This window comes from Chelatococcus sp. GCM10030263, from assembly GCF_042666455.1.
In the GTDB taxonomy this organism is placed as follows: Bacteria; Pseudomonadota; Alphaproteobacteria; order Rhizobiales; family Beijerinckiaceae; genus Chelatococcus.
The window spans coordinates 734,369-759,421 of record NZ_JBHTDB010000002.1 but is presented as its reverse complement, the minus strand read 5'-3'; the positions used below and the strand labels follow the sequence as shown (position 1 = coordinate 759,421).

Genomic DNA, 25,053 nt, shown 5'->3' with positions numbered 1-25,053 from the left:
GCGCTGCGGCAGGTGGCGGCTTCGCCTTCCAGCGACAGAGCCGCCCTGCCGGTGGATATGGAACGGTGATGAAGCAGCCGAAGGATGAGGACAGGCCGGAGACCCTAGGGGAGGCCCAGGCTGCTCCGGCCGGCGAGACAGCAGCCCCCGTCGCCAGCGCCGCACCCGCCGCCCACGAGGTCGGTCTCGAAGGTACGGCCCGGGCGCTCGCCTTCCTCGCCATCGCCACGGCCATCACCTTGGCGGTGCTCGACGGCGCCCTGGTCAATCTCGCCCTGCCGCGCATGGCGAGAGATCTCGCGGTCGATGCGCCGGAGGCGATCTGGATCGTCAATGCCTATCAGCTCGCCGTCACCGTCGCGCTCCTGCCCTTCTCCTCGCTCGGCGACGGCCGCGGCTACAAGCGCGTCTATATGGCGGGGCTTGCCGTCTTCACGGTCGCCTCCCTGCTCTGCGCCTTCTCGCCGACGCTGGAGATCCTGATCGCCGCCCGCGCCCTGCAGGGGCTCGGCGCGGCCGGCATCATGAGCGTCAATTTCGCGCTGGTGCGCATCATCTATCCGCCGAGGCTGCTCGGGCGCGGCGCCGGCAATATGGCGGTCGTCGTGGCGCTCGCCACCGCCCTAGGGCCTACGATCAGCGCGTTCATACTGTCCATCGCCTCCTGGCACTGGCTGTTTCTGATCAATATTCCGCTCGGCCTCTTCGCCTTCGCCGCATCGGCCCGCTATCTGCCGCATACGCCGAGCTCCGGCCGGCGGTTCGATGCGCTCAGCGCCGTGCTCAGCGCGCTCACCATCGGGCTGTTCATCCGCTCCGTCGATCTTCTCGGGTCGGGAACCGATCTTGCGATTCCGCTCGCCCAGCTCGTGGCTGCGGTGCTGATCGGCGCCATCTTCGTGCGCCGGCAGATCCGGATGCCGGAACCGCTTTTACCGGTCGACCTCCTACGGCGGCCGGTCTTCAGCCTGTCGCTCGCGACCTCGATCTGCGCCTTCGGCGCGCAGAGCATGAGCTATCTGGCGCTCGCCTTCCTGCTGCAGGACGCGCTGGGTTGGCCGGTGATCCAGGCCGGGCTCCTGATGACCGCCTGGCCGGTCGCCATCGCCGTCGCAGCGCCCATCGCCGGGCGGCTCGTGGATCATTACCCGCCGGTCTTCGTCGCATCGGTCGGGCTTGGACTGATGACGGCAGGCCTTGTCGCCCTCGCCTTTCTGCCGAGCGCCCCACCAGTTGCCGATCTCCTGTGGCGGCTCGCGCTCTGCGGCTTCGGCTTCGGGCTGTTCCAGACGCCGAACAACCTGACGATCATCAGCAGCGTTCCGCGCCTGCGCAGCGGCAGCGCGAGCGGCATGCAGTCCTCCGCCCGGCTCGTCGGCCAAACGCTCGGCGTCGCCGCCGCAGCGGCCGTCTTCGGGCTTTTCACCCATACCGCGCCGATGGTCGTCATCCTGATCGCTGCTATCGTCGCCGGCGTCGCGGCCTGCGTCGGCGTCATGCGCGTGAGGGTTTGGAGCAGCTCGCAAAGCTGAGGCGCACGATCACTGCTCAGCCAAGTTCGGTCATCGCGTCCAGCATGCGGCGCGCTCGCTCGGCCAGTTCGCGCAAGGCAGCATGGGGGCTCTCCGCCAGGGTTGCGGCAAGGTCGGCGAGAAGGTCGCGATGGGCCCCCTCCACCGCCCTGCCCAGCCAGCTGGCCGCTTCGCCGATGCGCCCCTCGCCCAGGAGGCGGCTCGCCAGATTGACCTGGCCGCGGCAGTCGCCGGCCACGGCGGAGGCCCTGTACCATCGAGCGGCGGCGCTCGGATCGGCCGGCATCTCCCAGCCCTCCTCGTGATAGCGGCCGAGCATGTTCATGGCCTTGGCATGGCCTGATGCGGCAGCGCGGCGGTACCAGACGAGCGCCTCAGCGCGGTCGGCCGGCACGCCGCGCCCGGCGAAGGCCATTTCCGCATAGTTGAACTGGGCCCAGGGGAAGCCCGCGCGGGCCGCGTGGCGATAGCAGGCGGCCGCCTGTGCGAGATCGACCGTTGTGCCCCAGCCGAATTCCCGGCAGCGACCGACGAGATTGGCCGCCTCCGCAGAGCCCGCATGGGCGGCGAGGCTGAACCAACGGAAAGCCATATTGGCATCGCGCGCCACGCCCCAGCCGACGAGATGGCATTGGCCGAGCGCCACCTGCGCGTCGAGATAGCCGCGGCGTGCCGCCTTCCGGATCACGTCGATGCTGCCGGCGGGATCGGCCGCGAGCCGTGCCGTGACGGCATCGCTCTCCGAGCGCCGCAGGGCACGCATGACCTCCGCCACCGCCCGGGCTGCCACTGCGGGCTCGCCGCCGGCAGCGAGCGCCGGCTCCCCCGCATTCGCCGCTGCGGCAGCCAGGATGTTCAACACGCTTCACCCGTCGTGGTGTTGAGGAATTCGCAGACGTGATGTTTGGATCACGTCATACGATACCGCTCTCTATAGAACGCCGTTATCAGTCAAGACAAGCGTCCACACACCTAGTCTAGAACTATTATAGTTTGAATTCTTCTACTGTAGAGCATTTCAAAAACATAGATGTTGCAGACATTTGCAGTGGTGCTTATAGGGCGATCAGCGTCAATAGCTGGGGAAATCCGATGACTGCTGCAACCGATCTGCGCGAGAACACGCCTCAGGGAGCCATGTGGCTCGGTATCGCGGCGGGCCTGTCGTCGATGATTCCCTTCGAGGCCATGGCGCAGCAGGCGGCCTCGTCGGCGGAGGAGCCGGTCGAACTGCCGCCCGTCGTGATCACCGGCGAAGGTACGCCCGCCAATACGCTCGAGGCGACCACCAGCCTCGGCCGGCTGCCCGGCACGATCCAGGACACGCCGCAGATCGTCAATGTGGTGCCCCAGGTCGTCATGGAGCAGCAGGGCGTGACGACGCTCGACCAGGCGCTGCGCAACGTGCCGGGCGTCACCGTCTCGATCGGCGAGGGCAATGGCGGCCTCAACGGCGACCAGTTCCGTATCCGCGGCTTCGATGCCAAGGGCGACATCTATCTGGACGGCCTGCGCGACTTCGGCGTCTATGTGCGCGACAGCTTCAACATGGACGCCGTCCAGGTCTTCAAGGGCCCTTCGTCCGAAAGCTTCGGCATGGGCACGACCGGCGGCGCCATCAATATCCAGAGCAAACAGGCGCATCTCGGCGACGCCTATAAGATCGAAGGCCAGTTCGGCACGGGCCCGCTCGCCCGCGGCACCTTCGACATCAACAAGCAGCTCGACGCGACCACGGCCGCGCGCTTCAACGGCATGATGCACCAGTCCGACATCGCCGACCGGGACCATGTGAAATCCGACCGCTGGGGCTTCAGCGCCGCACTCGGTTTCGGCCTCGGCACGGACACCACCTGGCGTCTCAACTACTTGCACCAGCACGGCGACCGCACGCCGGAGTACGGCGTGCCCATCGTGACGCCCCCAGGCGCGGCCGTGGGCAGGCCGATCACCGAATTCGGCGTGCCGCGCGCGTTCAACTACGGCAAGGCGACCGACAGGGACGTCTCCGACGTCGATCTCTTGACCTCACGCTACTCGAAGACGGTGAACGACTGGCTCACCGTGCAGAACGACACGCGGCTCGCCTATTACACGCGCGATTTCTCGACGAGCGCGCCGGGCTGTAATGCCGCCTGCAGCGCGAGCTTCTTCGCCGGGGGCAATCCGCAATTCACCTATGGTGGCGGCAATCCCGCCTATCAGCAGCGGTCCTGGGGCATCCAGAACATCTCGACCGCGGTGATGAAGTTCAACACGGGCTTCCTGCGCCACGAGCTCGTCGCCGGCCTCGACCTGTTCTACCAGCACGACAACCGCTATGGCATCAGCACGGTCGCCGTGCCGGGCACGCCGGGCAAGGTGCCGCCGACGGCCTGGATGCCGAACTGGGGTGCCGTCGGCTCCTATTACCTCGCCATGAACCCGGACAACATCAAGCGCACCAAGGGGACCGACATCGGCCTCTTCGCGAGCGACCGCATCTGGTTCACGGACCAGATCTCCATTCTGGGTGGGGTGCGCTGGGACAAGTATTCCTCCGAATACAACCTTCACAATGCGACCGGCTGGAACCAATACAAAGAAGATACAACCTTCGCGAGCCCCAAGGCGAGCCTGATCTTCGAGCCGACGAAGAACCAGACCTACTATATTTCTTATGCAACCTCGGCCTCTCCGCCCGGGCAATATGTGGCGAATGCGCCGAATCCATTGAACCCGAACCAGTCCGCGCTCGAGCCGGAAAAGAACAAGTCCTACGAGATCGGGGCCAAGATCGGGCTTCTCGACGGGCAGCTCGGGTTGACCGGCGCGCTCTTCCAGATCGAAAAGGACAATGCCCGCTACACCGATCCCCTGTCGGGCGACGTGGTCGCCACCGGCGAAAAGCAGCGCGTGCGCGGCATCGAGCTCGGCGCGACGGGCCAGATCACGGCGGAATGGACGGTCAATGCCGCCTATTCCTACATGAAGAGCAAGGTTCAGACGGGCGATTTCACCGGCAACGAGGTCGGCAACGTGCCGGAGAATGCCGCTTCGCTATGGACGACCTATGATATCGCCCCGCTCGCCAGGCTTCCCGGCAAGCTTCTCCTCGGCGGCGGCGTATTCTACCAGAGCGGGGTGTTCACGGCGAGCAGCAATCTCTATGAAGTGCCCGCCAATTTCTCGATCGATGCGATGATCTCCTATGAATACCAGAACTATCGCATCGCGCTCAACGGCTACAACCTGACGGACGAGCTGAACTACAACGCTTCCTTCAATGCGCGCGCCATCCCGGCTTCGGGCCGCACGCTGCTGCTGACCGTCGGCGCGACGTTTTGAGCCCATGCCGGGTGCGTAACAACGCACGACGTTGAAGCTCGGCTCGGGCCTCTTCCTCAGGAGGGCTCGAGCCGCGCCCCACTGACATAGCCAGTCTGGAAACCGCATGCTCGTTCACATCCCCCACGTGCTCACGCCCGAGGAAGTGGCCCATGCCCGCCGGGTGCTCGAAGAGGCGGCCTGGGTCGATGGCAAGGTCACGGCCGGCGAACAGGCGGCCAAGGCCAAGTTCAACCTGCAGATCCCGGAAGATTCGCCCGCGGCGCGCGAGGTCGGCAGCCTCGTCCTCAGGGCGCTCGGGCGCAACCCTCTGTTCAACAGCGTCGCGCTGCCGCTGCGCGTGTTGCCGCCGATGTTCAATCGCTACGATGTGGGCATGAAGTTCGACGCCCATGTCGACGGAGCTGTCCGCGCCATCCCCGGTGCCGGCATGCGCATGCGCGCCGACGTGTCGACCACGCTCTTCCTGACGCCGCCCGAGGATTATGATGGCGGCGAGCTCGTCATCGAGGACACCTACGGCAAGCAGGTGGTCAAGCTGCCGGCCGGCGACATGGTGGTCTATCCGGCCTCCAGCCTCCATTCCGTGACAGAGGTGACGCGCGGCAGCCGCTGGTCGTCGTTCTTCTGGACGCAGTCCATGGTCAAGAACGACGGCGAGCGCACGCTGCTCTACGACCTCGACATGGCAATCATCAAGACGCGCCAGCAGCTGCCGGATGACAACCGGGCCGTGGTGGCGCTGACCAGCGTCTACCACAACCTGCTCCGGCGCTGGGCGGAGATGTAAAGACCGCAATGGCGCCGCCTGCCGTTGTGTTCAGGCGGCGATCTGTTCACAGGACCTGCGGCTCAGCCGCACCGGGTCCTCAATAGATCGGCCCAAGCGCCGAACTGGAACTCGACGTCTGCTGGATGAGATCGGCGATACTCTTCGGGGCTCGCGCCGGACGGCTCGGCGGCAGAGGCGCCGCGAGCGAAGCCACGACCACCGGCTTCGGCGTGAGTACGGGTTTCGAGGCAATCCGCGACGTTGGATTCGGTAGCGGCATGAAACTCGCCACCTCGTAGCGGCTCCGCGTTTCCGGCGCCTCGCGCGGTTCCGGCCGTGGCGCAGAGCGGGCGTCGGCGACCATGATGACGGGCGAAGCGGGCTCGACCGGCGTGAGCGGGATGGTCGGCTTCCTGCTGCGCTTCTCGTAGAAGGCATTGCCGCCGGCGACAACGACGTAATGCATGTTCTTGTAAGGGAAGGTAAGGCCGGCGGTGTGGAAGAACATCGCCTGGGTGCCGACTCCCCCGTGACGGCGACCGGACAGGACCGCATCGGCGACGCGATAGGCGCGCGCGCGGGATGCCTTCTCGGTCATCGGCTTCCTCAGGGCGCCATCCGCGAACTGATTGCGCTGCCCCACGACGCCGCAGACCGTCTTGGGAAATTTCGGTGATTTGACGCGATTCATCACGACCGTTCCGACGGCGAGCATGCCGTCCTCGCTGGAGCGGTTCGATTCGAAATACATCACGCGCGCCAGGCACTCACGGCTGCCCAGGTCGGCGCGCGTTTCGAGCGATGATCCTCGGAAAAGTCCGCAGCCACCGAGCGACAGTGACACGGACAGCATGGCGATCGTCAGGAAGACCTTAGCGAGGCTGCGCCCGGTCATGCCATCGATTCCACGTCTTGCAACTCCACTGGTCCTGCTTCAGCGCGGGGAACTATACTGACGGGGATAACCGCGTCCATGGCACCGTCCGCATTTTTTTGACGCCACACCATAAGAAACGCTTCAATACGTCACCAAAGAATTAACCCCGTACCGGGCCGCAGATTGGCGCAGCCGGCACATGGCCCTGCTTCGGAAACGGCCGCAGATCGCAGCGGCCGTAATGATCGGGAATCCCACCCAAAAGACGGCCATCAGAAAAGTCGGCTCAGGCTGCGCTGTCAAGCTGAAAGCCGCTGGTGCTGCTCCCGCCAATGACGAGCCCCCGCCGACCGGTGAGGTCGCACCGAGCGCCGGGGCTGGAGAGATGGCGCACCGGCACGGTCATGCGTCCGCCCCGGAGCCGCCGATACCGGCGAGGCTCGCGGGGCGGCTGAAGCCCTGGCGGGTGTAGCGTTCGAGTGCAGCGCGATCCGGCGCGGGGCCGAAACCGGGCGTCGCATCGAGGACGATGGCGCCGTCGTTGAGTGGTTGCGGGCCGCCGCGGATCTCGTCGAACAGCGGGCTTTCCCGCACCTGCCGTTCGAGAATGAGCAGGGAGGGCAGCGCGGCGGCGACCTGGACGCTGATGCGGTCGAGCACCGGGCCGACCGGGTTGTGCAGGCTGACGCCGACACCCGAGGCGGCCGCGAGCTCAAGCATGGCAAAGCCGGTTCGGATGCCGGACCAGCGTATGTCCGGCAGGATGGCGTCGCAGATGCCGCGTGCCAGGAATTGGCGCGCCTCGGCCATGGTCGTGAGATTTTCACCGCCGGCAATGCGGATGCCGCGATCATTGGCGAAGCTGCGCAGCGCCCGGCCGATTTCAGCCTCGAAGGCGTCTTCGGCGAGCGGCTCCTCCAGCCAATAGAGGCCGGAGGCTTCCGCCTCCCGCAGGACGGTGCGCGCCATGACCGGCGAAAGGCGGGAATGACAGTCGACCAGAAGTGCCAATTCCGGGCCGATCGCCTCGCGCACCGCGGCGATGCGCTCGATCCCGGCGCGAAGGAGGCGCGTTCCGGTGGCATGGTCGACACGAGCCCAGTCGAGCCCGTCGAAGGGGGCGATCTTGACGGCCTTGTAGCCCTCCTCCGTCACGACCTCCCGCGCCCGGGCTGCGAATCCGGCAGGAGAACGATCCGAAATGCCGCGGTTGATATTGGCATAGACGGGGACGGTCGGCCGTTCCGGCCCGCCAAGCAAGGCAGCGAGCGGCATGCCGGCCCGGCGCGCCAAGGCGTCCAGGAAGGCTTGCTCGACGGCGCGCATGACCGTGACGCGCGCCTCCGACGCATGCGCCATGCGCAGCACCGCGACCGCCTCGCCCGCACCGGCGAAGGAACGGCCGGACAGAAGCGTCCCCGCATGGCCGATTTCGGCGAGCACCGCCTCTTCCGCACCGGCAAGCGTCGCCTCGCCCCAGCCGGCAGTGCCGTCTGCAAAGCTGAGCTCCAGAAAGATCCAGACGGACTTCACGGAGACCGGGACGGTGAAGGCCTCGACGGAACGGATGGTGGGCGGCCACTGGCCATTCATGGGATCGGCTTCCTCGAAAATGCTTCTCTGTTCCATATCATGAGGGATGGCACGTTCCACCTCACCTCGACCTGGTCCGGCTGCCCGCCGGCTTGTCGGGGCAGGCGCCGGCGTCAGGCCAGCTTCTCGCCGATTCCGGGAGAAGAGCATTTGAACGGACCGAGGTTCGAAGCGGTTCACCATCCGATTAGGCGTCCGACCTCCCCTCGATGGGGAGGGTCGGCGAGCGCCAGCGAGCCGGGGTGGGGTGACGAGGAAATTCCGCTGGCTGCGGCCAGGGCCTCGACCGACGTGCAGGACGATCTTTCACCCCCACCCCTCACCCCTCCCCACAACGGGGAGGGGCACTGGAGGCGCCGGCTCTTGCTCAACGGCGCTAACCCTGCTCACACCACAGCCGCGGTCGGGCTGTCCTGGCGGATGAGGCCCTCAGTCTTGAGCTCCTCCCAGAAGGCTGCCGGGATGGGCAAGGTCATCATCGCGACATTCGTCTCGACCTCGGCGGGCGAGCTGAAGCCTGCCGCAACGCTCGCGACGACCGGATGGCCGAGCGCGAATTGCAGCGCCGCGGCGGCCAGCGGCACGCCATGACGCTCGCAGACCGCCTCGATGCGGCGCGTCCTCTCCAGGATCTCGGGCGGTGCGTCGGTGTAGAAATATTTGGCGCCCTGGCGAGCGCCCGTCGCCAGGATGCCCGAGTTGAAGGGAGCGGCGGCGACGATCGCGATCCCCTCGCGCTCGCAGCGCGGAAAGAGCTCATCGAGCGGCGATTGTTCCAGGAGCGTATAGCGTCCCGCCAGCATGAAGCAGTCGAAGCGGCCGGCATCGGCGAAACGCAGAAGAATGTCGTTGTCGTTGACGCCCACCCCGATCGCCTTCACGTGGCCATTGCGGCGCAGCTCATCGAGCGCGCGATAGCCACCGGCCATCACCTCGTCGAAGCGGCGGTCCACGTCATCGCCGTGCCAGCGTCGGTTGACGTCGTGAATGAACAGGATGTCGAAATCGACGAGGCCCGTGCGCTGCTGGCTATCCTCGATCGAGCGCATGACGCCGTCGTAGCTGTAGTCGTAGACGACCTCGAAGGGTAGCGGATCGACATACATGCCGTCCGGCTGGCGGCCGCGCAGTGGCCGGAGCAGCCGACCGACCTTGGTCGAGATGACGCAGTCGTCGCGGCGCTTGCGCAGGGCGCGGCCGAGACGGTGCTCGGCCAGGCCGAGGCCATAGAAAGGCGCCACATCGTAGTAGCGCAGGCCCGCCTCGAAGGCTGCCGTGACGGTCGCATCCGCCTCGGCATCGGAGAGCGCACGGTAGATGCCGCCGAGCGGAGCGGCGCCGAAGCCGAGCACCGAGACGGAGAGCCCCGTCCGGCCGAGCTTACGGCTGGGAACGCCATGTACCGCCATTTCAGACGCCCTTCTTGGCGCGAACGGTGACGCCCGCCTGCTCCTCGCGCAGGCGCAGCACGGATGTGACGTCGAGATCGGCAAAGCCCGTGGTCTTCGCCTCGGCAAGCACCGCATGGGCGGCCGCGCCCACCGGTGTTTCGACGCCGAGCGCTTTGGCCATGCCGATGGCGAGCCGCTGGTCCTTCTCGCCGAGCTTCACCATGAAGCCGGGGGAGAAATCGCCGGCCAGGCCCTTCTTGGGGAGGGCGACGGCAAACTGGTTGTTCCAGGCCATCGTCGTGCGCATGACCTCGGTCATCAGTTCGAGCGACAGGCCCGCCTTGGTGCCCATGACGAGCGCCTCGCTCGTTGCCGACAGGATGGTGGCGGCGAGGAAGTTGTTGGTGAGCTTCAGCGCCTCGCCCATGCCGAGCCCGCCGCAGTAGAAGAAATCGCTGCCCATGCAGTCGAGGATCGGCCGCACCCGCTCGACCACGGCGGGGTCGCCACCCACCATCAGGGTGAGCGTGCCGGCGATCGCATGGTCCTGGGTCTTGCCCACGGGGCTGTCGACCATGGCAATGCCCTTGTCGGCGAGCGCCTGGCCGACACGGCGGGTGACCGCCGGATCGATGGTGCTCATGTCGATCAGCACGGTGCCCGGCCGCATGGCGTGGGCGAGCCCGCCCTCGCCGAGCACCGCTCGTTCCACATCAGGTCCGTCCGGCAACATGGTGACGACCACATCGCAGCCTTCGGCGAGGCCGGCGAGCGATGTTGCCGCCTCGCCGCCGGCGGCGACATGCGCCTCCATGGCCGCCGGATTGAGGTCGAAGCCCTTCACCCGGTAGCCCTTGCGCAGGATGTTGCGCGCCATGGGGCCGCCCATGGTGCCGAGCCCCAAAAACCCGATCATGTCCATCTTTGGTTTCCTGTCTTGCCCGCCTCGCGGGATCAGTCTCTCGCCTTCCAGCGATCCTTCTGCCAGGTGGGCAGACCGCGCAGATCACCGGCGTCCGTCGCCGTGAAGGCGCTTTCGTCGGGCTTCTTGCCGGACAAATCATAGGCCTCGCGCAGGAGCGGAGCGGCCTTGGCCACATTGTCGAGCACGAGCTTCCACTCGAGCGGGGCCGGGATGAGCCTGCCCGCTACCATAAATTTCGAGGTCTCGACGACGGCGCCGACATCGCCTTCGGTGGGCCAGACCCAGCCGCGGCGGAAAAGCACCTCGTCTTCCACCACCTTCGCGCCGAGATCGGACGGCAGCCCCCAATATTTCTCGACGGTGTCGGAGATGGCGCCGGGCGATAGGCCCTTGAGCGCATCGACCGCCTCCTGCTGGGCCGCGACGAAGGCCGTGATGAGCTTCGGATGCTTGTTCAGCAGCTCGTCCCGCGCCATCCAGAAGGAGCGGTGCAGATAATAGCCATCCGGGTAGAACGGCGACTTCTTCACCGATTCGAGGAGATGCCCCGCGCCATCCCCGGCCGGTCCCTTGTAATGGTCTTCCGTGTAGCCAAAGGAATTGACGATGCCGACGGTGCCGACCTCCTTCTGCGCCTTCAGGAAAGCGGGATAGATCAGCACGGCCGCGTCCATGCCGCGCGGGATCGTCGCGGCCTGCGCCTGCGTCGGCGTATTGATCATCTTGATGCCGAAATCGCGCGGATTGCCCGAGCCGAGCTCGCTCAGCAGGATCTGCGAGAAGGCGTTGTAGGGGTCGCCGCCGAGGAGCGCGCCCACCGTCTTGTCCTTGAGATCGGCGATGGTGCGGATCTCGGAATCCTTTCGCGTCGCGACCACGAAGCGGAAATGGCCCTCGCCGACATTCAGGATGCTCCACGGCTGCTTGGCCGCGAGCCCGCGGATGATCGGCGTATTGCCCCACATGCCGAGATCGAGATTATTGCTGACGAAAGCCTCGACCATCGGCTGCGCCGAGGGATAATCCCGCCAGTCGACGGTGAGCTCGTAACCGAGCTCCTTCGCCTTCTTCTCGAAGAGCTTGTTGTTGATCATATGCTGGGTGACCGGCGAATTGCCGGCCGCCCAGGGCTGACGCCCGACGGAGACGGTGACCGCCTGCGCACGCGCGATGCGCGGCGCGGCCACCGCCGCAAGCCCCGCCGCTCCGGCCGTCGCCAGAAAGCGGCGGCGCGATGGATGAATAATACCCCTCATGTCATTCCTCCCTTGCCCGCTTGCCGCGGGTTTCCCTCGTCAGTGTCGGTCGATGGTGGCCTCGTAGGCCTCGCGGCGAATGAGCTGCCAGATGTCGTCGGCGAGCTTCTGGAATTCGCCCGTGGCCCGCAGGCTCTCGCGCCGCGGCCGCGGTAGATCCACATTCATCACCGTCTTGATGCGGCCGGGGTGATTGCTCATCACCGCGACGCGATCGGCGAGGAAGACGGCCTCGTCGATGCCGTGGGTGATGAAGATCACCGTCTTGCGGTCGGCCCGCGGCAGATCCTCGCCCCAGATGCGCAGAAGCTCCTCCTGCAGGATGAGTCGCGTCTGCGCATCGAGCGCCGCGAAGGGCTCGTCCATGAGCAGGACCTCGGGCTCGTTGGCGAGCGCCCGCGCGAAGGCGCAGCGCTGGCGCATGCCGCCGGAGAGCTCGTGCGGATATTTGTTCTCGGCGCCGGTGAGCGAGACGAGATCGATGTAATGGCGCACGAGCTTGTCGCGCTCCGCGGCCGACAGCCGCGCATCGGCGCGGAAGCGCGGACCGAACTCGATGTTCTCGCGCACCGTCTTCCAGGGAAAGAGGGCGTAGTCCTGGAAGACCACGCCGCGCTCGGCGCCGGGCGCGCGGATCGGCGCGCCGTCCATGGCAACAATCCCGCCAGATGGCTGCGCCAGGCCGGCGATCATATTGAGGATCGTGCTCTTGCCGCAGCCGGAGGGGCCGACGATGCACAGGAACTCGCCCTGGTGGATATCCAGCGAAACATCCGTGATGGCGAGCGTGCGCTGCCCGGTGCGCGGGACGACATATTCCTTGCTGATGGCGTCGAGACGGATCTTCGGGCGAATCTTGGGCGCCGCGGCCGGATCTATCGCTTCCATGGAATCATCCAATGTTCGAGAGCGCGCACGCCGCGATCGATGACGAGCGCGACGAGCCCGACGCCGATCATGCAGACGATGATGCCCGAAAGATCGACGCTATAGGCATAGAAGACGAACATCATCTGGCCGACGCCGCCCGAGCCGCCGCCGCCCGCCTTGGCGCCGACGGCAAGCTCCGCGGCGATGATCGACGTCCAGGCGACGCCCAGCGCCAGGCGCCCCCCGACGAAGAGATTGGGCAGGGCGCCCGGCAGCACGACGGTGCGCAAAATCGTGAGGCGGCCGACGCCGAGGGTGCGTGCGGCGCGGATCAAGCCGGGATCGATGCTGCGCACGCCGTAGATCGTGTTGACGATCATCGGGAAGAAAGCCGCATAGCCGACGATGAAGGCGGCGGCCGGCGTGCCCGTGCCGAACCAGAGGATGGCGAGCGGCAGGAGGGCGATCGGTGCGATCGGCCGGAAGCTCTCGATGATCGGGTCGAGGTTGCGGCCGATGGGAGCATAGGTCGCCATCGCCATGCCGAGGACGAGCGCAAGGACGGCAGAGGAGGCGAAGCCGAGCATGACGCGCTGCAGGCTCTGCAGCAGTGCGAGCGGCAGCTCGCCGCTCACGATGAGCTGCCAGCCGGTGGCGATGACCTCGGCCGGCACGGGCATGCGATCGGCCGGAGCGGCGCGCATCGCCCCGATCTGCCACAACGCGAGCAGGAGGAGCGGCAGGATGATTGGACGAAGGCGGACGGCGAAGCTCACGACACGCCTCCTTCCGCCTGCGACCATGGCGTCAAGACACGCTGCAGCCAACGCAACAGCCGATCGAAGAGATAGCCGAGCAGGCCGATGAGGAAGACGAAGGCGAGCACGCTGGGCGTCATGAGGAGCTCGCGGTACCATTCGACGGCAAAGCCGAGGCCGGAGGGGGCGCCGATGAGCTCGGCCGCGACCATCGCCATCCAGCCCGCGCCGGCGCCGAGCCGCGCCCCGACCAGAATATTGGGCAGCGCCGCCGGCCAGACCACGTGACGCACGATTTGCGCATGGCCGACGCCGAGCACGCGCGCCGCCTGCACCAGGCTCGGATTGACCGAGCGCACGCCGACCACCGTATTGATGACGATGGGGAAGAAGGCGCCGTAGAACATGATGGCCGTCGGCAGCGCCTCGCCGACGCCCAGGATGAACATGCCGAGCGGGATCCAGGCGATGCCGGAGATCGGCCGCAGGAGCTCGATCAAGGGATCGACCATCTCGAAGACGGCACGGCTCAAGCCCATGGCGAAGCCGAGCGGCACGCCGAGGAGGACGGCGAGCGCGAAGCTCGCGCCGAGCCGCGTCAGGCTTGCCGCCACATTGCTGAAGACCTCACCCTGAAGGGTGAGATCGACCAATGCGCGTGCCGCATCGAGGGGCGACGGCAGGAGAATGGGATTGCCGATCCACAGGGAGGCGAGATGCCAGACGACGAGGAACACGGCCATGGCGCGCAGATAGACGAGCACGCCGGCCACCGAGGCATAGAGGCGCGCCGCCAGCGGCGTCGGCCAATAGGCGGTCGTATCGCCCGGCGCGACGGCGGCGCCATTCTCGTCCTGAGCCGCCAACGGCCTCTCCCACGCGTTTTTTCTTGTTGACGATCTATGGTACCGGTATCATTCGACAGCGTCAAGCGCCGGAGCTATGGAGCGGGCATGGCAAAGATCTCCGATCCTGCGGGTCGCGGTATCAAACGCGCCGGCATCCGCGACGTGGCACGGCTGGCGGGGGTGGCGCCCATGACCGTATCGCGCGCCTTGTCATTTCCCGACCTCGTCTCGGCCGAAACACGCGAGAAGATCACCGCGGCCGTCGCGGCGATCGGCTATATTCCCAATCGTGTGGCGAGCAGCCTGTCGTCCAATCATACGATGACGATCGGCGCCGTTATCCCGACTCTGCGCAATTCGATCGCCGCAGATTTCGCCGAAGGCTTCAGCCGGGTGCTGCGGGCCCGCGGCTATCACCTCCTCCTCGGCAACAGCGAATTCGTGCCCGGTGACGAGGAGGCGATCGTCGTCGAATTCCTGGCGCGCCGGGTCGATGGCATCTATCTCACCGGCGCGACCCACACCGAGCGCACGCGCAAGTTCCTGCGCGACAATGCGGTGCCGACGGTCGAGATCGCGAGCCTTCCCGAGGATCCCATCGATATAGCGGTCGGCTTCTCGAATTTCGGCGCCGCCTATGCCGTGACGAAAATGCTCGCCGAACAGGGCCACCAGAGCATCGCCCTGTTCTCGACCTTCACCAAGGATAACGAACGGCAGGTGGAGCGCCAGGCCGGTTATCGCGCCGCGGTGCGGGAATTCGGCCTCGACGACGATCCGAGTCTGATCGCTGAGCTCGAAATGGACCTGAAGGCAGCCGCGCAGCAGCTGCGCCTGCTCCTGGCGCGGCGTCCAGATGTCGAGGCCCTGTTCTGCACGGGCGATTTCATTGCGGCGGGTGCCTTGTTCGAAGCCCAGAGACTAGGGGTTTCCGTGCCGCGGGACCTGGCGATCGCCGGTTTCGAAGGGCTCGAAATCGCCGAGAATCTCAATCCGTCGCTGACCACGGTGCGTATTCCCCGCTACGAGATCGGCATCAAGGCCGGCGAGATGCTGCTCGACCGCATTGCCGGCCGGTCCATCGAGACGCCGGTGGTCGACATGGGTTTCGAGATTATCGAGCGGGAATCGACCAGTCGCGAGGCCGCAAACCGCCCCGCCGTCGCGGGCACCACCTTCCGACGGCGCTCACCTGGAGAGTGAGAGCGGCAGCGCAGCGCGCGGCAAAGTCGGCCGCCTTAGGTCCTGACAACGTTGATTTTCGAGGTGATTCTGCGCCGGAATGGCGCTCCCAAGGGGACTCGAACCCCTGTTTTCGCCGTGAGAGGGCGACGTCCTAGACCGCTAGACGATGGGAGCGCGGCAGTGCCCGTCCCTATATATCGCGAGCTCTCGCGGTTCAAGGGCAGACAGGCACCAGCGCCATAAAGTTTTCCTCAGGTGCGGTTGCGGAAGGCTCCACAGCGCCCATCTCTTGTGTCAGAATACTCTGTGCTGAAACTCACGAGAGGAGATGAGCCGATGTCTTTAGAAGCCCACGTGATGGAGCTCAAGCGGCGGCATCAGGCACTCGAAGAGGAAATCCAGACGACACTCGCATGCCCCTCCGCCAGTCCCCTCAAGATCGCGGAACTCAAGCGCAAGAAACTTCAGCTCAAGGATACCTTGGAGCAATTGAAGCTCGGTATGGCATCCAAATCGGTGCATTGAGCAGGGCTCACGCCTGATCCCGAGCGTGATGTCCCAAGATCAGCGTCTTTCTTTTTCTAGGATATCACGCTCGTGCTGCCAGGTGCGCCAGCGCTGAAGCAGTAAGCTCGACGGCTGTGGTCGATGTTGTCTTGCAGCATCGCGACACCAGCGCATATTCGAGCGAAGTAGATGTCTGTTCGCGTCGATAAGGCGCGAACGAGCTGCAGGTTGTTCTTCCGAAAGCAAGCCCGTTGGCCGCTCAGGGTTGCGGCGGCTCCGCCACCTCGCGCACGACGCGGGTCTGCGCCGGCGGCAGGGGGGTCGGCCCGGCGATGTCGCGCAGGAAGGTGAGGATCTGCGGGATCGAGCCCTGATCGGGCAGATCCCCGTGGCCTCCGTCTGGAAAGCGCACCAGCCGTTTCGGCCCTTTGGCAAGATTGAAGAGGGCCTCACCCTGGGCGAAGGGGACGATGGCATCCTTCTCGCCGTGAAGAATGAGAATCGGTGCCGTCACCTTGCCGATCAACGCGTCGGAGTGGAACTGGTCGCGCATCAGGAACCGCACCGGCGCCCAAGGGTATCGCTCCGCGCCGACGGCGGCGGCCGAGAGATAAGGCGCCTCCAGGATCACCCCTTTCACGGGTACTTCCGCAGCGAGCCCGACCGCCACGCCGGTGCCGAGCGACTCACCGTAAAGGACGATATTGTCGCCGAAGCGCGCGACGGCCTCCTTGTAGGCGGCGCGGGCATCCTCGCGGAGCCCCTGTTCCGAGGGTATGCCTGTGGAGCCGCCATAGCCGCGGTAGCTCAGGACGAAGAGCCCTTCGCCGTCCTCGGCGAGCGCGCGATAGCGGTCTAGACGGCCCGGACGGCCGATATTGCCGGCTTGACCGGGAAAATAGAGGATCACCGGCTTGCCGTCGCGCGGCGGCAGCACCCAGGCGACGAGGCGCTGACCGTCCGTGGTCGTGACCGTCGCTTCCTGAAGGCCGGGGATGCCGGCAAGCGCCGGATCGGCGCGCGTCGGATCACGCGGGAAAAGATACTCGTCCTGTTGCGTGTAGAGGGCCGCCACTGCCGCGAGATAGGCGAGCGCGGCGACGACCAGAACGGCGGCGCCTCCCCGGCGCCAGAGCGAGCCGCGACGAAGCCGCCGCGCCCGGCGTCGTGCACCCTCGGAGAAGTCCTCGGCGGACGGGCGGGAGGGGATTTCGGGCACGCAATCCTCGATCCAGTTCACGCGGCCGCGGCGCGGGAAACTCCCTCGGCGCCGCGCCTTTGGCTCAGGCGGGAGAAGCCCGTCACAGCGACTTGACGATACTCTCCACCATCTTCTTGGCGTCGGCGAACAACATCATGGTGTTGTCCTTGAAGAACAGCTCGTTCTCGACGCCCGCATAGCCCGAGCCCATGCCGCGCTTGATGAAGAGAACCGTATTGGCCTTCTCGACATCGAGGATCGGCATGCCGAAGATCGGCGAGGTCGGATCAGTCTTCGCCGCCGGATTCGTGACGTCGTTGGCGCCGATGACGAAGGCGACGTCGGCCTGAGCGAATTCCGAATTGATGTCCTCGAGCTCGAAGACCTCGTCATAGGGCACATTGGCCTCGGCAAGCAGCACGTTCATATGGCCGGGCATGCGGCCGGCCACCGGGTGGATGGCATATTTCACCTCCACGCCTTCTTCCTTCAGCTTGTCGGCCATCTCGCGCAGCGCATGCTGCGCCTGAGCGACCGCCATGCCGTAGCCGGGCACGATGATGACCTTCGACGCATTCTTCATGAGGAAGGCCGCGTCCTCGGCCGAGCCCTGCTTCACCGGCCGGCTTTCCACCACGCCGGCGGCGGCCGTGGCGCTGTCGCCGCCGAAGCCGCCGAGAATGACGGAGATGAAGGAGCGGTTCATCCCCTTGCACATGATGTAGGAGAGGATGGCGCCGGAGGAGCCGACCAGCGCGCCCGTGATGATGAGCGCGAGATTGCCGAGCGTGAAGCCGATGCCCGCGGCCGCCCAGCCCGAATAGGAATTGAGCATGGAGACCACGACCGGCATGTCGGCGCCGCCGATCGGGATGATGAGCGTCACCCCGAGGATGAAGGCAACCAGGGTGATCAGCCAGAAGGCGAGATGGCTCTCGGTCGCCGCGAAGACGACCACGAGCAGGACGAGCAGCGCTCCCAGCGCGATATTGAGCGCATGGCGCTGCGGCAGGATGATCGGCTTGCCCGACATGCGCCCGTCGAGCTTGAGGAACGCAATGACCGAACCGGTGAAGGTGACGGCGCCGATCGCCACACCGAGCGACATCTCGACCAGGCTGCCGCCGTGGATCGAGCCGGCATCGCCGATGCCGAAGGCCGAAGGGGCATAGAGCGCGCCGGCGGCGACGAAGACGGCGGCGAGGCCGACGCCCGAGTGGAAGGCCGCGACAAGCTGCGGCATGGCCGTCATCGGCACGCGCCGGGCGATAACGGCGCCGATGCCGCCGCCGATGGCAATGCCGAGGATGATGACGAGCCAACTCGTGACATCCGTCGGCGGATGGAAGACGAGGGTCGTGAGGATCGCGATCCCCATGCCCACCATGCCGTAGAGATTGCCCTGACGGGACGTCGCCGGCGAGGAGAGTCCACGCAGCGCCAGGATGAAGAGGACGCCCGAGGCGAGATAGAGAAGGGCCGAGAAATTGGCGGACATAGCGCTCAGCCCTTCTTCTTATACATGGCGAGCATTCGCTGGGTGACGAGGAAGCCGCCGAAGATGTTCACCGATGCGAGGATCAGGGCAATGAAGCCGAAGGCCTTCGCCCACCAGGGCCCGGTCCCGAGTTCCGGCGCCGCCGAGACGCCGACGGCCAGCAGCGCGCCCACCACGATGACCGAGGAGATCGCATTGGTGACGGACATGAGCGGCGTATGCAGCGCCGGCGTCACCGACCAGACGACATAGTAGCCGACGAAGACGGCGAGCACGAAAATGGCGAGCCGGAAGACCGTCGGGTCGACCACGCCACCGGTTGCCGCATGGGCGGCATTGCCCAATGCATCGGCGGCGTAGTCGGCATAGGACTGTGCAGCCTCGGCCGCCTGCCGGGCGGCATCGGCCGCCGCACGGGCGCGCTCCAGCGCTTGCTCCGGCGTGAGATTGGCCATGGCTCGCACTCCCTCGTTCAGTCTGTGTTCTGTTCGATCGGTTCGATTGGGATCAGCTCGCGACGGCGGGCGCCGGCGCAGCGAAAGTGGGATGGACGACCGTGCCGTCACGCGTCAGGCAGGTCGCTTTCACGAGCTCGTCGTCCCAGTTCACGGCGAGCGCCTTCGTGGTCTTGTCGATGAGCGTCTCGACGAAGGCGTAGAGGTTCTTGGCATAAAGGCTCGACGCAGTCGCCGCGAGCCGCCCCGCCATATTGAGATGGCCGACGATCTTCACGCCGTTCACCACCGCCACCTTGCCGGGCTTGACGCCCTCGACATTGCCGCCGCGCTCAACCGCGAGGTCGACGATCACCGACCCCGGCCGCATGGAAGCGACCATGGCTGATGTGACGAGCTTCGGCGCCGGACGGCCCGGGATGAGCGCCGTCGTGATGACGATGTCCTGTTTGGCGATGTGGCTGGCCGTCAGTTCGGCTTGCTTGGCCTGATACTCAGCCGACATCTGCTTGGCATAGCCGCCCGCCGTCTCGGCCGCCTTGAACTCCTCGTCCTCGACGGCGATGAACTTGGCGCCGAGGGAAGCGACCTGCTCCTTCGCGGCGGGCCGCACGTCGGTGGCCGAGACCACGGCGCCGAGGCGCCGGGCGGTGGCGATCGCCTGCAGGCCGGCGACGCCGGCACCCATGACGAAGACGCGTGCGGCAGGCACGGTGCCGGCGGCGGTCATCATCATCGGCAGCGCCCGACCATATTCGGCGGCGGCGTCGATCACCGCGCGATAGCCGGCGAGATTGGCCTGGGAGGAGAGCACGTCCATGACCTGCGCGCGGGTGATGCGTGGCATGAATTCCATGGCGAAGGCGGCAATGCCGGCATCGGCCCAGGTCTTCACCGCCTGGTCGTCGCCATAGGGGTCGAGGGTCGCGACGACAATGGCGCCGCGCTTGAGGCCGGCGAGTTCCGTCGCATTCGGGCGGCGCACCTTGAGCACCACATCGGCGCCGGTCAGGGTCTCGGCCGCCGTGACGGCGATGCGGGCGCCCGCTTCGATGTAATCGGCGTCGGTGATGCCGGAGGCGGTCCCAGCACCGCTCTGCACGACGATCTCGGCGCCGAGCGCCGCAAATTTCTTCACCGTTTCGGGCGTCGCGGCGACGCGCCCCTCATTCGTCTCGGTCTCGGCGGGGACGGCGATCAGCATCGTTGAACCACTCCAGGCGACGGTGCCCTATCGGCTGCGACTGACTTGAAGCATTTCCACCCGTGTCGCCGGCCTCGGCACGGCCGAGCCCGACGACTTTTCAAGTCACAGCGTAAGGATTGCACGGCCAGCCCATGACGAGCCGGCGGGCGCGAATGATCAGAGGAGGAAGAAGGCCATGAGAATGAGGATGACCACGATGTGGATCGATCCCCATTTCGCAAAGGTCAGGAAGCCTCGATACGTACGCTCGTGTTCCGCGTAATCCATCGCTGGCGACCCGTGCTCGGTCGTGGCTGGAGCATTATTGGCCATGAGATCCCCTGAGACGAATGTCACGCTTTCGAGTGGGCTTTAGCGCATGGCGGTTGCCCTTGCAACGCCGAGAGGGACGGCGACTGCAGCGAAAGCTGCGCTGAAGGGCTGATCAGGGGGTAAGCCCGGCCTCCGCCAAGGCTCCGGCTTGCCGGGCGGCAACCTCCGCCAGGGAGAAATTCTCGATCTCCGCCTCGAAAAGCTGGTGGAAGTTGAGCTCCGCCCGCAAATGCAGGAAGACCGAGCCGAGGCCGATCGCCGCCCGGTCCATGAAGACGAACTCCCGCGGAATGCGGATCGGGCCTTTCTCACGCAGCGCCTGTTTCACGCGCCAGGCCTCGCGGCGGCCATATTGGCCGGGCGCGACGCCGTCGGCGATGGTGCGGGTGCGATCGTCGAGCAAGGGGCCGTAGATGAAGCGGGCCCAGAGATTGAGCACGTCGACGAGCTCGCGTGTGAGCCCCTTGAAGCCCCAGGTCTCGTAAGCCGAGACCACCCGCTCCTCGTCATTCTCCAGGAGCCCTCGGTAGAGGTCCACCACGCCGCCGACGAAGGAGGGCGGAAAGATGCGGATGCAGCCGTAGTCGAGCAGGTTGATGCCTGCCGGTTCGCCGGCCTCGTCACGCCGCACGGTGTAATTGCCGAGATGCGGATCGCCGTGGATCACGCCGAAGTGGCTGAAGGGATGCCACCAGGCACCGAACATCACGGTCGCGAGCCGGTTGCGCGTCTCGAGCGGCGCATCCCTGAAGGCGAGCAGGCGCTCGCCCTCGAGCCAGTCGAGGGTGAGCAAACGGCCGGTGGAGAGCTCGGGATGAACGCGCGGCACACATATGTCGGGGAGTTCGGCGAGCATGGCCCGGTAAAGCGCGGCATGGCGCGCCTCGCGCCTGTAGTCGAGCTCTTCCCGCAGCCGCGCGCCGATTTCGTCGGCGATCTCGCGCGTGTCGATTGCCGGATTGAACCGCCGCTGCAGGGAGAGGAGGAATCCGAGCTGCACGAGATCGGCTTCGACGGCCGATTGCATGTCGGGGTATTGCAACTTACAGGCGAGCAGCGTGCCGTCTTTCGCCACAGCGCGGTGCACCTGCCCAAGGGATGCGGCCGCGGCCGGCTTCAGATCGAAGGAGCCGAAGCGATCAGCCCATCCCGGTCCGAGTTCGCTCGTCATGCGCCGCTTGACGAAGGCGGCGCCCATGGGCGGCGCCTCGGCCTGCAGCTTCTGCAGTTCCTCGGCATATTCCGGCGGAAGCGCGTCGGGAATGGTCGAGAGGAGCTGGGCCACCTTCATCAGCGGGCCCTTGAGCCCACCGAGCGCGCGCATCAACTCTCCCGCATTGCGCTCGCGGTCGAGGCTGAGGCCGAGCGCCCGCGAGCCCGCCATCCTGGCGGCAATGCCGCCGACGTCGCGGCCGACGCGCGCATAGCGCGCAGCGCGTGCCGAGAGCCGATTGGCCTCCCGATCGGCTTCGGGGCGATCGCTGTCGTGCATGGAAAAACTCTCCCGGCGGATATCCTAGAGATAAGCGCCGGGAGAGCATTTTGTCAGGGGATGAGGCAGGGTGACACGTTATCCCCCTGCGGGAGGAGGGCAAGCGCGCTGGGTCGCAGAGATTGCTCGGGTGACGCCGCCCACCGATGCCCCTCCCCCTTGTGGGGAGGGGTAAGGGGTGGGGGTGAAAGTTGGTAAGCGGCAGCGCTTGGGAGAACGCTGCTACGGTCACCCCACCCCGGCTCGCTGACGCTCGCCGACCCTCCCCATCAAGGGGAGGGTCATCTCCGGTGCCGGCGCGTCCGCTTTTTAGCGTTGCGGCCCCTCAGTTCAGCACGACGCCGACCGGCCGACGGGTCTCGGCCGCGGGGAAGTCGCCGATCACGAGCCCGAGCGGTCCGGCCGTAATCGGCACGGTCTCGCCGTCCTTGACCGAGCCGGCCAGGATGAGCTCGGCGAGCGGATCCTGGACGTTCTTCTGGATGGCGCGCTTGAGGGGCCGTGCACCGTAAGCCGGATCGTAGCCCTTCTCGGCGAGCCAGGCGCGGGCGGCATCGTCGAGCTCCAGCGTGATCTTGCGATCTTCCAGGAGCTTCGCGAGGCGGCCGAGCTGGATATCGACGATCGCGCTCATCTGATCCTTCCGGAGGCGGTGGAACAGGATGATCTCGTCGATCCGGTTCAGGAACTCCGGCCGGAAATGCGCGCGCACCACGTCCATCACCTCCTCGCGGACGGCCTCCGAGTCCTCCCCCGCCTTCTGAGCGACGAGATATTCGGCCCCGAGGTTGGAGGTCATGATGATGAGCGTGTTGCGGAAGTCGACCGTCCGCCCCTGCCCATCCGTCAGCCGCCCGTCGTCGAGCACCTGCAGGAGGACGTTGAAGACGTCCGGATGCGCCTTCTCGATCTCGTCGAAGAGCACGACCTGGTAGGGCCGGCGGCGCACCGCCTCGGTGAGCGCGCCGCCCTCCTCATAGCCGACATAGCCGGGAGGCGCGCCGATGAGCCGCGCGACCGAGTGCTTCTCCATGTATTCGGACATGTCCAAGCGCACCATCGCCGTCTCGTCGTCGAACAGGAAGGATGCGAGCGCTTTGGTGAGCTCGGTCTTGCCGACGCCGGTAGGGCCTAAGAACATGAAGGAGCCGATCGGCCGGTTCGGATCCTGTAGGCCGGCGCGCGCCCGGCGCACGGCCGTCGCGACCGCTTCGACCGCCTCTTCCTGGCCGACGACGCGCTTCGCCAGCGCATCTTCCATCTTGAGGAGCTTCTCCTTCTCGCCCTCGAGCATCCGGTCGACGGGAACGCCTGTCCAGCGCGAGACGACCTGAGCGATATTGTCGGGCGTCACGGCCTCCTGCACCACGCCGGCGGCGGCGCCGTCCTGCGCCTCCACCTCCTGCAGCTCCTTCTCGAGCCCGGGAATCACACCATAGGCGAGCTCACCGGCGCGCTGGTACTGGCCCTGGCGCTGGGCGATGGCGAGTTCGTTGCGGGCCTCGTCGAGCTTCTTCTTGAGATCCGCCGCACGGCCGAGCTTGTCCTTTTCCGCCTGCCATTTCGTGGTCAGCGAACGGGACTCTTCCTCCAGATTGGCGAGTTCCTTCTCAAGCCGCACGAGCCTGTCCTTGGAGGCCGTGTCGCTCTCCTTCTTCAAGGCTTCCGCCTCGATCTTCAGGCGCACGATCTCGCGGTCGATCGAATCGAGCTCCTCGGGCTTCGAATCGACCTGCATGCGCAAGCGCGCCGCCGCCTCGTCGACAAGGTCGATCGCCTTGTCGGGAAGGAAGCGGTCGGTGATATAGCGGTTCGACAAGGTCGCCGCCGCGACGAGCGCCGCATCCTGGATGCGCACCCCATGGTGCTGCTCGTATTTCTCCTTGAGGCCGCGCAGGATCGAGACTGTATCCTCAACCGTCGGCTCGGAGACATAGACGGGCTGAAAACGCCGGGCGAGCGCCGCGTCCTTCTCCACATGCTTCTTATATTCGTCGAGCGTGGTCGCGCCGACGCAGTGCAGCTCGCCACGGGCGAGCGCCGGCTTCAAGAGGTTCGAAGCGTCCATCGCGCCGTCCGCCTTGCCGGCGCCGACGATGGTGTGCATCTCGTCGATGAAGAGAACGATGCCGCCTTCGGCCGCCTGCACCTCCTGCAAGACGCCCTTCAGCCGCTCCTCGAACTCGCCGCGATATTTCGCGCCGGCGATCAGCGCGCCCATGTCGAGGGCGAGCAGCTGCTTGTCGCGCAGGCTTTCCGGCACGTCGCCTTCGACGATGCGCTTGGCGAGGCCTTCGACGATGGCCGTTTTGCCGACGCCCGGCTCGCCGATCAGCACGGGGTTGTTCTTGGTGCGCCGCGACAGCACCTGAATGGCGCGACGGATCTCCTCGTCGCGGCCGATGACCGGATCGATCTTGCCGTCGCGCGCCGCCTGGGTGAGGTCGCGCGCATATTTCTTCAGGGCGTCATAGGCGTTCTCCGCCGAGGCGTTGTCGGCGGTGCGGCCCTTGCGCAGGGCATTGATGGCGGCATTGAGGGCCTGCGGGGTGACGCCGGTCGCGGCGAGCGCCTTGCCGGCCGCATTGTCCTTCTCGACGGCGAGCGCGAGCAGCAGCCGCTCCACCGTGACGAAGCTGTCACCGGCCTTGTCGGCGGCCTTCTCGGCCTGATCGAAGACACGGGCGAGTTGGGGCGACAGATAGATCTGGCCGTTGCCGCCCTCGACCTTGGGCAGTTTCGCGAGCGCCTGCTCGACGGCCGCAAGCGCCAGGCGCGATTGGCCGCCGGCGCGCTCGATGAGCCCCGCCGCGAGCCCCTCGGGATCATCCAGAAGCACCTTCAAAAGATGCTCCGGCAGGAACTGCTGATGACCTTCGCGCAGCGCCAGCGACTGCGCGGACTGCAGAAAGCCTTTGGCTCTGTCCGTGTATTTATCGATGTTCATGCTCTGCTCCCGACCGGACGCGACGCCCTCCCAAAAGGCACGCCGACCCGTAAAGGAAATGTCCCCGCGGATGCCCGCGCCAGACGCCGCCTCCCCCATC

The 25,053-nt window shown here is 66.3% G+C and carries 21 protein-coding genes and 1 tRNA gene; 5 read left to right on the top strand and 17 right to left on the bottom strand.

Translation table 11 applies throughout. The features are described from left to right. The first annotated feature begins 68 nt into the window (after nt 1–68). On the top strand, nt 69–1,532 hold the full coding sequence (locus ACFQU1_RS03400; RefSeq protein ID WP_378129219.1) for an MFS transporter: 1,464 nt from the start codon (nt 69–71) through the stop codon (nt 1,530–1,532). 16 nt (nt 1,533–1,548) lie between these two features. On the opposite strand, the gene ACFQU1_RS03395 is transcribed toward ACFQU1_RS03400, so the two are convergent. Further along, the gene (locus tag ACFQU1_RS03395; RefSeq protein WP_378129217.1) at nt 1,549–2,394 is read right to left on the bottom strand and encodes a tetratricopeptide repeat protein; all 846 of its coding nucleotides are present in this window, start codon (nt 2,392–2,394) and stop codon (nt 1,549–1,551) included. A 230-nt stretch (nt 2,395–2,624) separates the two neighbouring features. On the opposite strand from ACFQU1_RS03395, the gene ACFQU1_RS03390 reads away from it, so the two are divergent. Together ACFQU1_RS03390 and ACFQU1_RS03385 are read left to right on the top strand one after the other, a co-directional pair. Next, nucleotides 2,625–4,859, top strand: coding sequence for a TonB-dependent receptor (locus tag ACFQU1_RS03390; protein ID WP_378129215.1), 2,235 nt, complete (start codon nt 2,625–2,627; stop codon nt 4,857–4,859). A gap of 106 nt (nt 4,860–4,965) precedes the next feature. Continuing rightward, on the top strand, nt 4,966–5,649 hold the full coding sequence (locus ACFQU1_RS03385) for a Fe2+-dependent dioxygenase (protein WP_378129213.1): 684 nt from the start codon (nt 4,966–4,968) through the stop codon (nt 5,647–5,649). Nucleotides 5,650–5,728: 79 nt separating this feature from the next. Here the strand turns inward: ACFQU1_RS03385 and ACFQU1_RS03380 are convergent, their stop codons facing one another. The 8 genes from ACFQU1_RS03380 to ACFQU1_RS03345 all read right to left on the bottom strand — a co-directional run bounded on the left by ACFQU1_RS03380 (nt 5,729) and on the right by ACFQU1_RS03345 (nt 14,167). Continuing rightward, nucleotides 5,729–6,526 carry a cell wall hydrolase gene (locus ACFQU1_RS03380; RefSeq protein ID WP_378129211.1) on the bottom strand — a complete coding sequence of 266 codons (798 nt, stop codon included), beginning with the start codon at nt 6,524–6,526 and terminating at the stop codon, nt 5,729–5,731. A 384-nt stretch (nt 6,527–6,910) separates the two neighbouring features. Then, nucleotides 6,911–8,101 (bottom strand): mandelate racemase/muconate lactonizing enzyme family protein, encoded by a 1,191-nt coding sequence (locus ACFQU1_RS03375; protein ID WP_378129209.1) that lies wholly within the window; start codon nt 8,099–8,101, stop codon nt 6,911–6,913. A 386-nt stretch (nt 8,102–8,487) separates the two neighbouring features. Beyond that, nucleotides 8,488–9,510, bottom strand: a complete 1,023-nt coding sequence (locus ACFQU1_RS03370; protein WP_378129207.1) for an aldo/keto reductase — start codon at nt 9,508–9,510, stop codon at nt 8,488–8,490. A gap of 1 nt (nt 9,511) precedes the next feature. Next, nucleotides 9,512–10,414: an NAD(P)-dependent oxidoreductase gene (locus ACFQU1_RS03365; RefSeq protein ID WP_378129205.1), complete on the bottom strand. Its 903-nt coding sequence runs from the start codon at nt 10,412–10,414 to the stop codon at nt 9,512–9,514. Nucleotides 10,415–10,446: 32 nt separating this feature from the next. Then, entirely contained in the window at nt 10,447–11,673 is a 1,227-nt protein-coding gene (locus tag ACFQU1_RS03360; RefSeq protein WP_378129203.1) for an ABC transporter substrate-binding protein, read from the bottom strand. Between the two features lie 39 nt (nt 11,674–11,712). Further along, nucleotides 11,713–12,561: an ABC transporter ATP-binding protein gene (locus ACFQU1_RS03355; protein ID WP_378129201.1), complete on the bottom strand. Its 849-nt coding sequence runs from the start codon at nt 12,559–12,561 to the stop codon at nt 11,713–11,715. Further along, a complete protein-coding gene (locus ACFQU1_RS03350; RefSeq protein WP_378129199.1) occupies nt 12,549–13,319 on the bottom strand; it encodes an ABC transporter permease in 771 nt (256 codons plus the stop codon). Before ACFQU1_RS03350 ends, ACFQU1_RS03355 begins: the two co-directional genes overlap by 13 nt. Continuing rightward, a complete protein-coding gene (locus tag ACFQU1_RS03345) occupies nt 13,316–14,167 on the bottom strand; it encodes an ABC transporter permease (protein WP_378129197.1) in 852 nt (283 codons plus the stop codon). Before ACFQU1_RS03345 ends, ACFQU1_RS03350 begins: the two co-directional genes overlap by 4 nt. Nucleotides 14,168–14,254: 87 nt before the next feature. On the opposite strand from ACFQU1_RS03345, the gene ACFQU1_RS03340 reads away from it, so the two are divergent. Further along, the gene (locus ACFQU1_RS03340) at nt 14,255–15,352 is read left to right on the top strand and encodes a LacI family DNA-binding transcriptional regulator (protein WP_378129195.1); all 1,098 of its coding nucleotides are present in this window, start codon (nt 14,255–14,257) and stop codon (nt 15,350–15,352) included. An 80-nt stretch (nt 15,353–15,432) separates the two neighbouring features. On the opposite strand, the gene ACFQU1_RS03335 is transcribed toward ACFQU1_RS03340, so the two are convergent. Next, nucleotides 15,433–15,508 (bottom strand) — tRNA-Glu (locus ACFQU1_RS03335). A 162-nt stretch (nt 15,509–15,670) separates the two neighbouring features. On the opposite strand from ACFQU1_RS03335, the gene ACFQU1_RS03330 reads away from it, so the two are divergent. Further along, on the top strand, nt 15,671–15,859 hold the full coding sequence (locus ACFQU1_RS03330; protein ID WP_378129193.1) for a YdcH family protein: 189 nt from the start codon (nt 15,671–15,673) through the stop codon (nt 15,857–15,859). 241 nt (nt 15,860–16,100) lie between these two features. Here ACFQU1_RS03330 and ACFQU1_RS03325 read toward each other — a convergent pair whose 3' ends face one another. From ACFQU1_RS03325 to clpB, 7 genes are all read right to left on the bottom strand, one after another. After that, nucleotides 16,101–17,060, bottom strand: coding sequence for an alpha/beta hydrolase (locus tag ACFQU1_RS03325; RefSeq protein ID WP_378129191.1), 960 nt, complete (start codon nt 17,058–17,060; stop codon nt 16,101–16,103). 82 nt (nt 17,061–17,142) lie between these two features. After that, a complete protein-coding gene (locus tag ACFQU1_RS03320) occupies nt 17,143–18,540 on the bottom strand; it encodes an NAD(P)(+) transhydrogenase (Re/Si-specific) subunit beta (protein ID WP_378129189.1) in 1,398 nt (465 codons plus the stop codon). Nucleotides 18,541–18,545: 5 nt separating this feature from the next. After that, entirely contained in the window at nt 18,546–18,995 is a 450-nt protein-coding gene (locus ACFQU1_RS03315) for an NAD(P) transhydrogenase subunit alpha (RefSeq protein ID WP_378129187.1), read from the bottom strand. 52 nt (nt 18,996–19,047) lie between these two features. Next, nucleotides 19,048–20,199 carry a Re/Si-specific NAD(P)(+) transhydrogenase subunit alpha gene (locus tag ACFQU1_RS03310; protein ID WP_378129185.1) on the bottom strand — a complete coding sequence of 384 codons (1,152 nt, stop codon included), beginning with the start codon at nt 20,197–20,199 and terminating at the stop codon, nt 19,048–19,050. 159 nt (nt 20,200–20,358) lie between these two features. Beyond that, complete coding sequence (locus ACFQU1_RS03305; RefSeq protein WP_378129183.1) at nt 20,359–20,514, bottom strand: aa3-type cytochrome c oxidase subunit IV; 156 nt, start codon at nt 20,512–20,514, stop codon at nt 20,359–20,361. 112 nt (nt 20,515–20,626) lie between these two features. Continuing rightward, a complete protein-coding gene (locus ACFQU1_RS03300; protein WP_378129181.1) occupies nt 20,627–22,006 on the bottom strand; it encodes an ABC1 kinase family protein in 1,380 nt (459 codons plus the stop codon). A 325-nt stretch (nt 22,007–22,331) separates the two neighbouring features. Further along, nucleotides 22,332–24,953, bottom strand: coding sequence for an ATP-dependent chaperone ClpB (gene clpB / locus ACFQU1_RS03295; RefSeq protein WP_378129179.1), 2,622 nt, complete (start codon nt 24,951–24,953; stop codon nt 22,332–22,334). Nucleotides 24,954–25,053 lie beyond the last annotated feature (100 nt).

Excerpts from the sequence above, each read along its gene's own strand:
- ACFQU1_RS03400 (WP_378129219.1), top strand. The coding sequence starts at position 69 with ATGAAGCAGCCGAAGGATGAGGACAGGCCGGAGACCCTAGGGGAGGCC.
- ACFQU1_RS03390 (WP_378129215.1), top strand. The coding sequence starts at position 2,625 with ATGACTGCTGCAACCGATCTGCGCGAGAACACGCCTCAGGGAGCCATG.
- ACFQU1_RS03385 (WP_378129213.1), top strand. The coding sequence starts at position 4,966 with ATGCTCGTTCACATCCCCCACGTGCTCACGCCCGAGGAAGTGGCCCAT.
- ACFQU1_RS03380 (WP_378129211.1), bottom strand. The coding sequence starts at position 6,526 with ATGACCGGGCGCAGCCTCGCTAAGGTCTTCCTGACGATCGCCATGCTG.
- ACFQU1_RS03375 (WP_378129209.1), bottom strand. The coding sequence starts at position 8,101 with ATGAATGGCCAGTGGCCGCCCACCATCCGTTCCGTCGAGGCCTTCACC.
- ACFQU1_RS03370 (WP_378129207.1), bottom strand. The coding sequence starts at position 9,510 with ATGGCGGTACATGGCGTTCCCAGCCGTAAGCTCGGCCGGACGGGGCTC.
- ACFQU1_RS03365 (WP_378129205.1), bottom strand. The coding sequence starts at position 10,414 with ATGGACATGATCGGGTTTTTGGGGCTCGGCACCATGGGCGGCCCCATG.
- ACFQU1_RS03360 (WP_378129203.1), bottom strand. The coding sequence starts at position 11,673 with ATGAGGGGTATTATTCATCCATCGCGCCGCCGCTTTCTGGCGACGGCC.
- ACFQU1_RS03355 (WP_378129201.1), bottom strand. The coding sequence starts at position 12,561 with ATGGAAGCGATAGATCCGGCCGCGGCGCCCAAGATTCGCCCGAAGATC.
- ACFQU1_RS03340 (WP_378129195.1), top strand. The coding sequence starts at position 14,255 with ATGGCAAAGATCTCCGATCCTGCGGGTCGCGGTATCAAACGCGCCGGC.
- ACFQU1_RS03330 (WP_378129193.1), top strand. The coding sequence starts at position 15,671 with ATGTCTTTAGAAGCCCACGTGATGGAGCTCAAGCGGCGGCATCAGGCA.
- ACFQU1_RS03320 (WP_378129189.1), bottom strand. The coding sequence starts at position 18,540 with ATGTCCGCCAATTTCTCGGCCCTTCTCTATCTCGCCTCGGGCGTCCTC.
- ACFQU1_RS03315 (WP_378129187.1), bottom strand. The coding sequence starts at position 18,995 with ATGGCCAATCTCACGCCGGAGCAAGCGCTGGAGCGCGCCCGTGCGGCG.
- ACFQU1_RS03310 (WP_378129185.1), bottom strand. The coding sequence starts at position 20,199 with ATGCTGATCGCCGTCCCCGCCGAGACCGAGACGAATGAGGGGCGCGTC.
- ACFQU1_RS03305 (WP_378129183.1), bottom strand. The coding sequence starts at position 20,514 with ATGGCCAATAATGCTCCAGCCACGACCGAGCACGGGTCGCCAGCGATG.
- ACFQU1_RS03300 (WP_378129181.1), bottom strand. The coding sequence starts at position 22,006 with ATGCACGACAGCGATCGCCCCGAAGCCGATCGGGAGGCCAATCGGCTC.
- clpB (WP_378129179.1), bottom strand. The coding sequence starts at position 24,953 with ATGAACATCGATAAATACACGGACAGAGCCAAAGGCTTTCTGCAGTCC.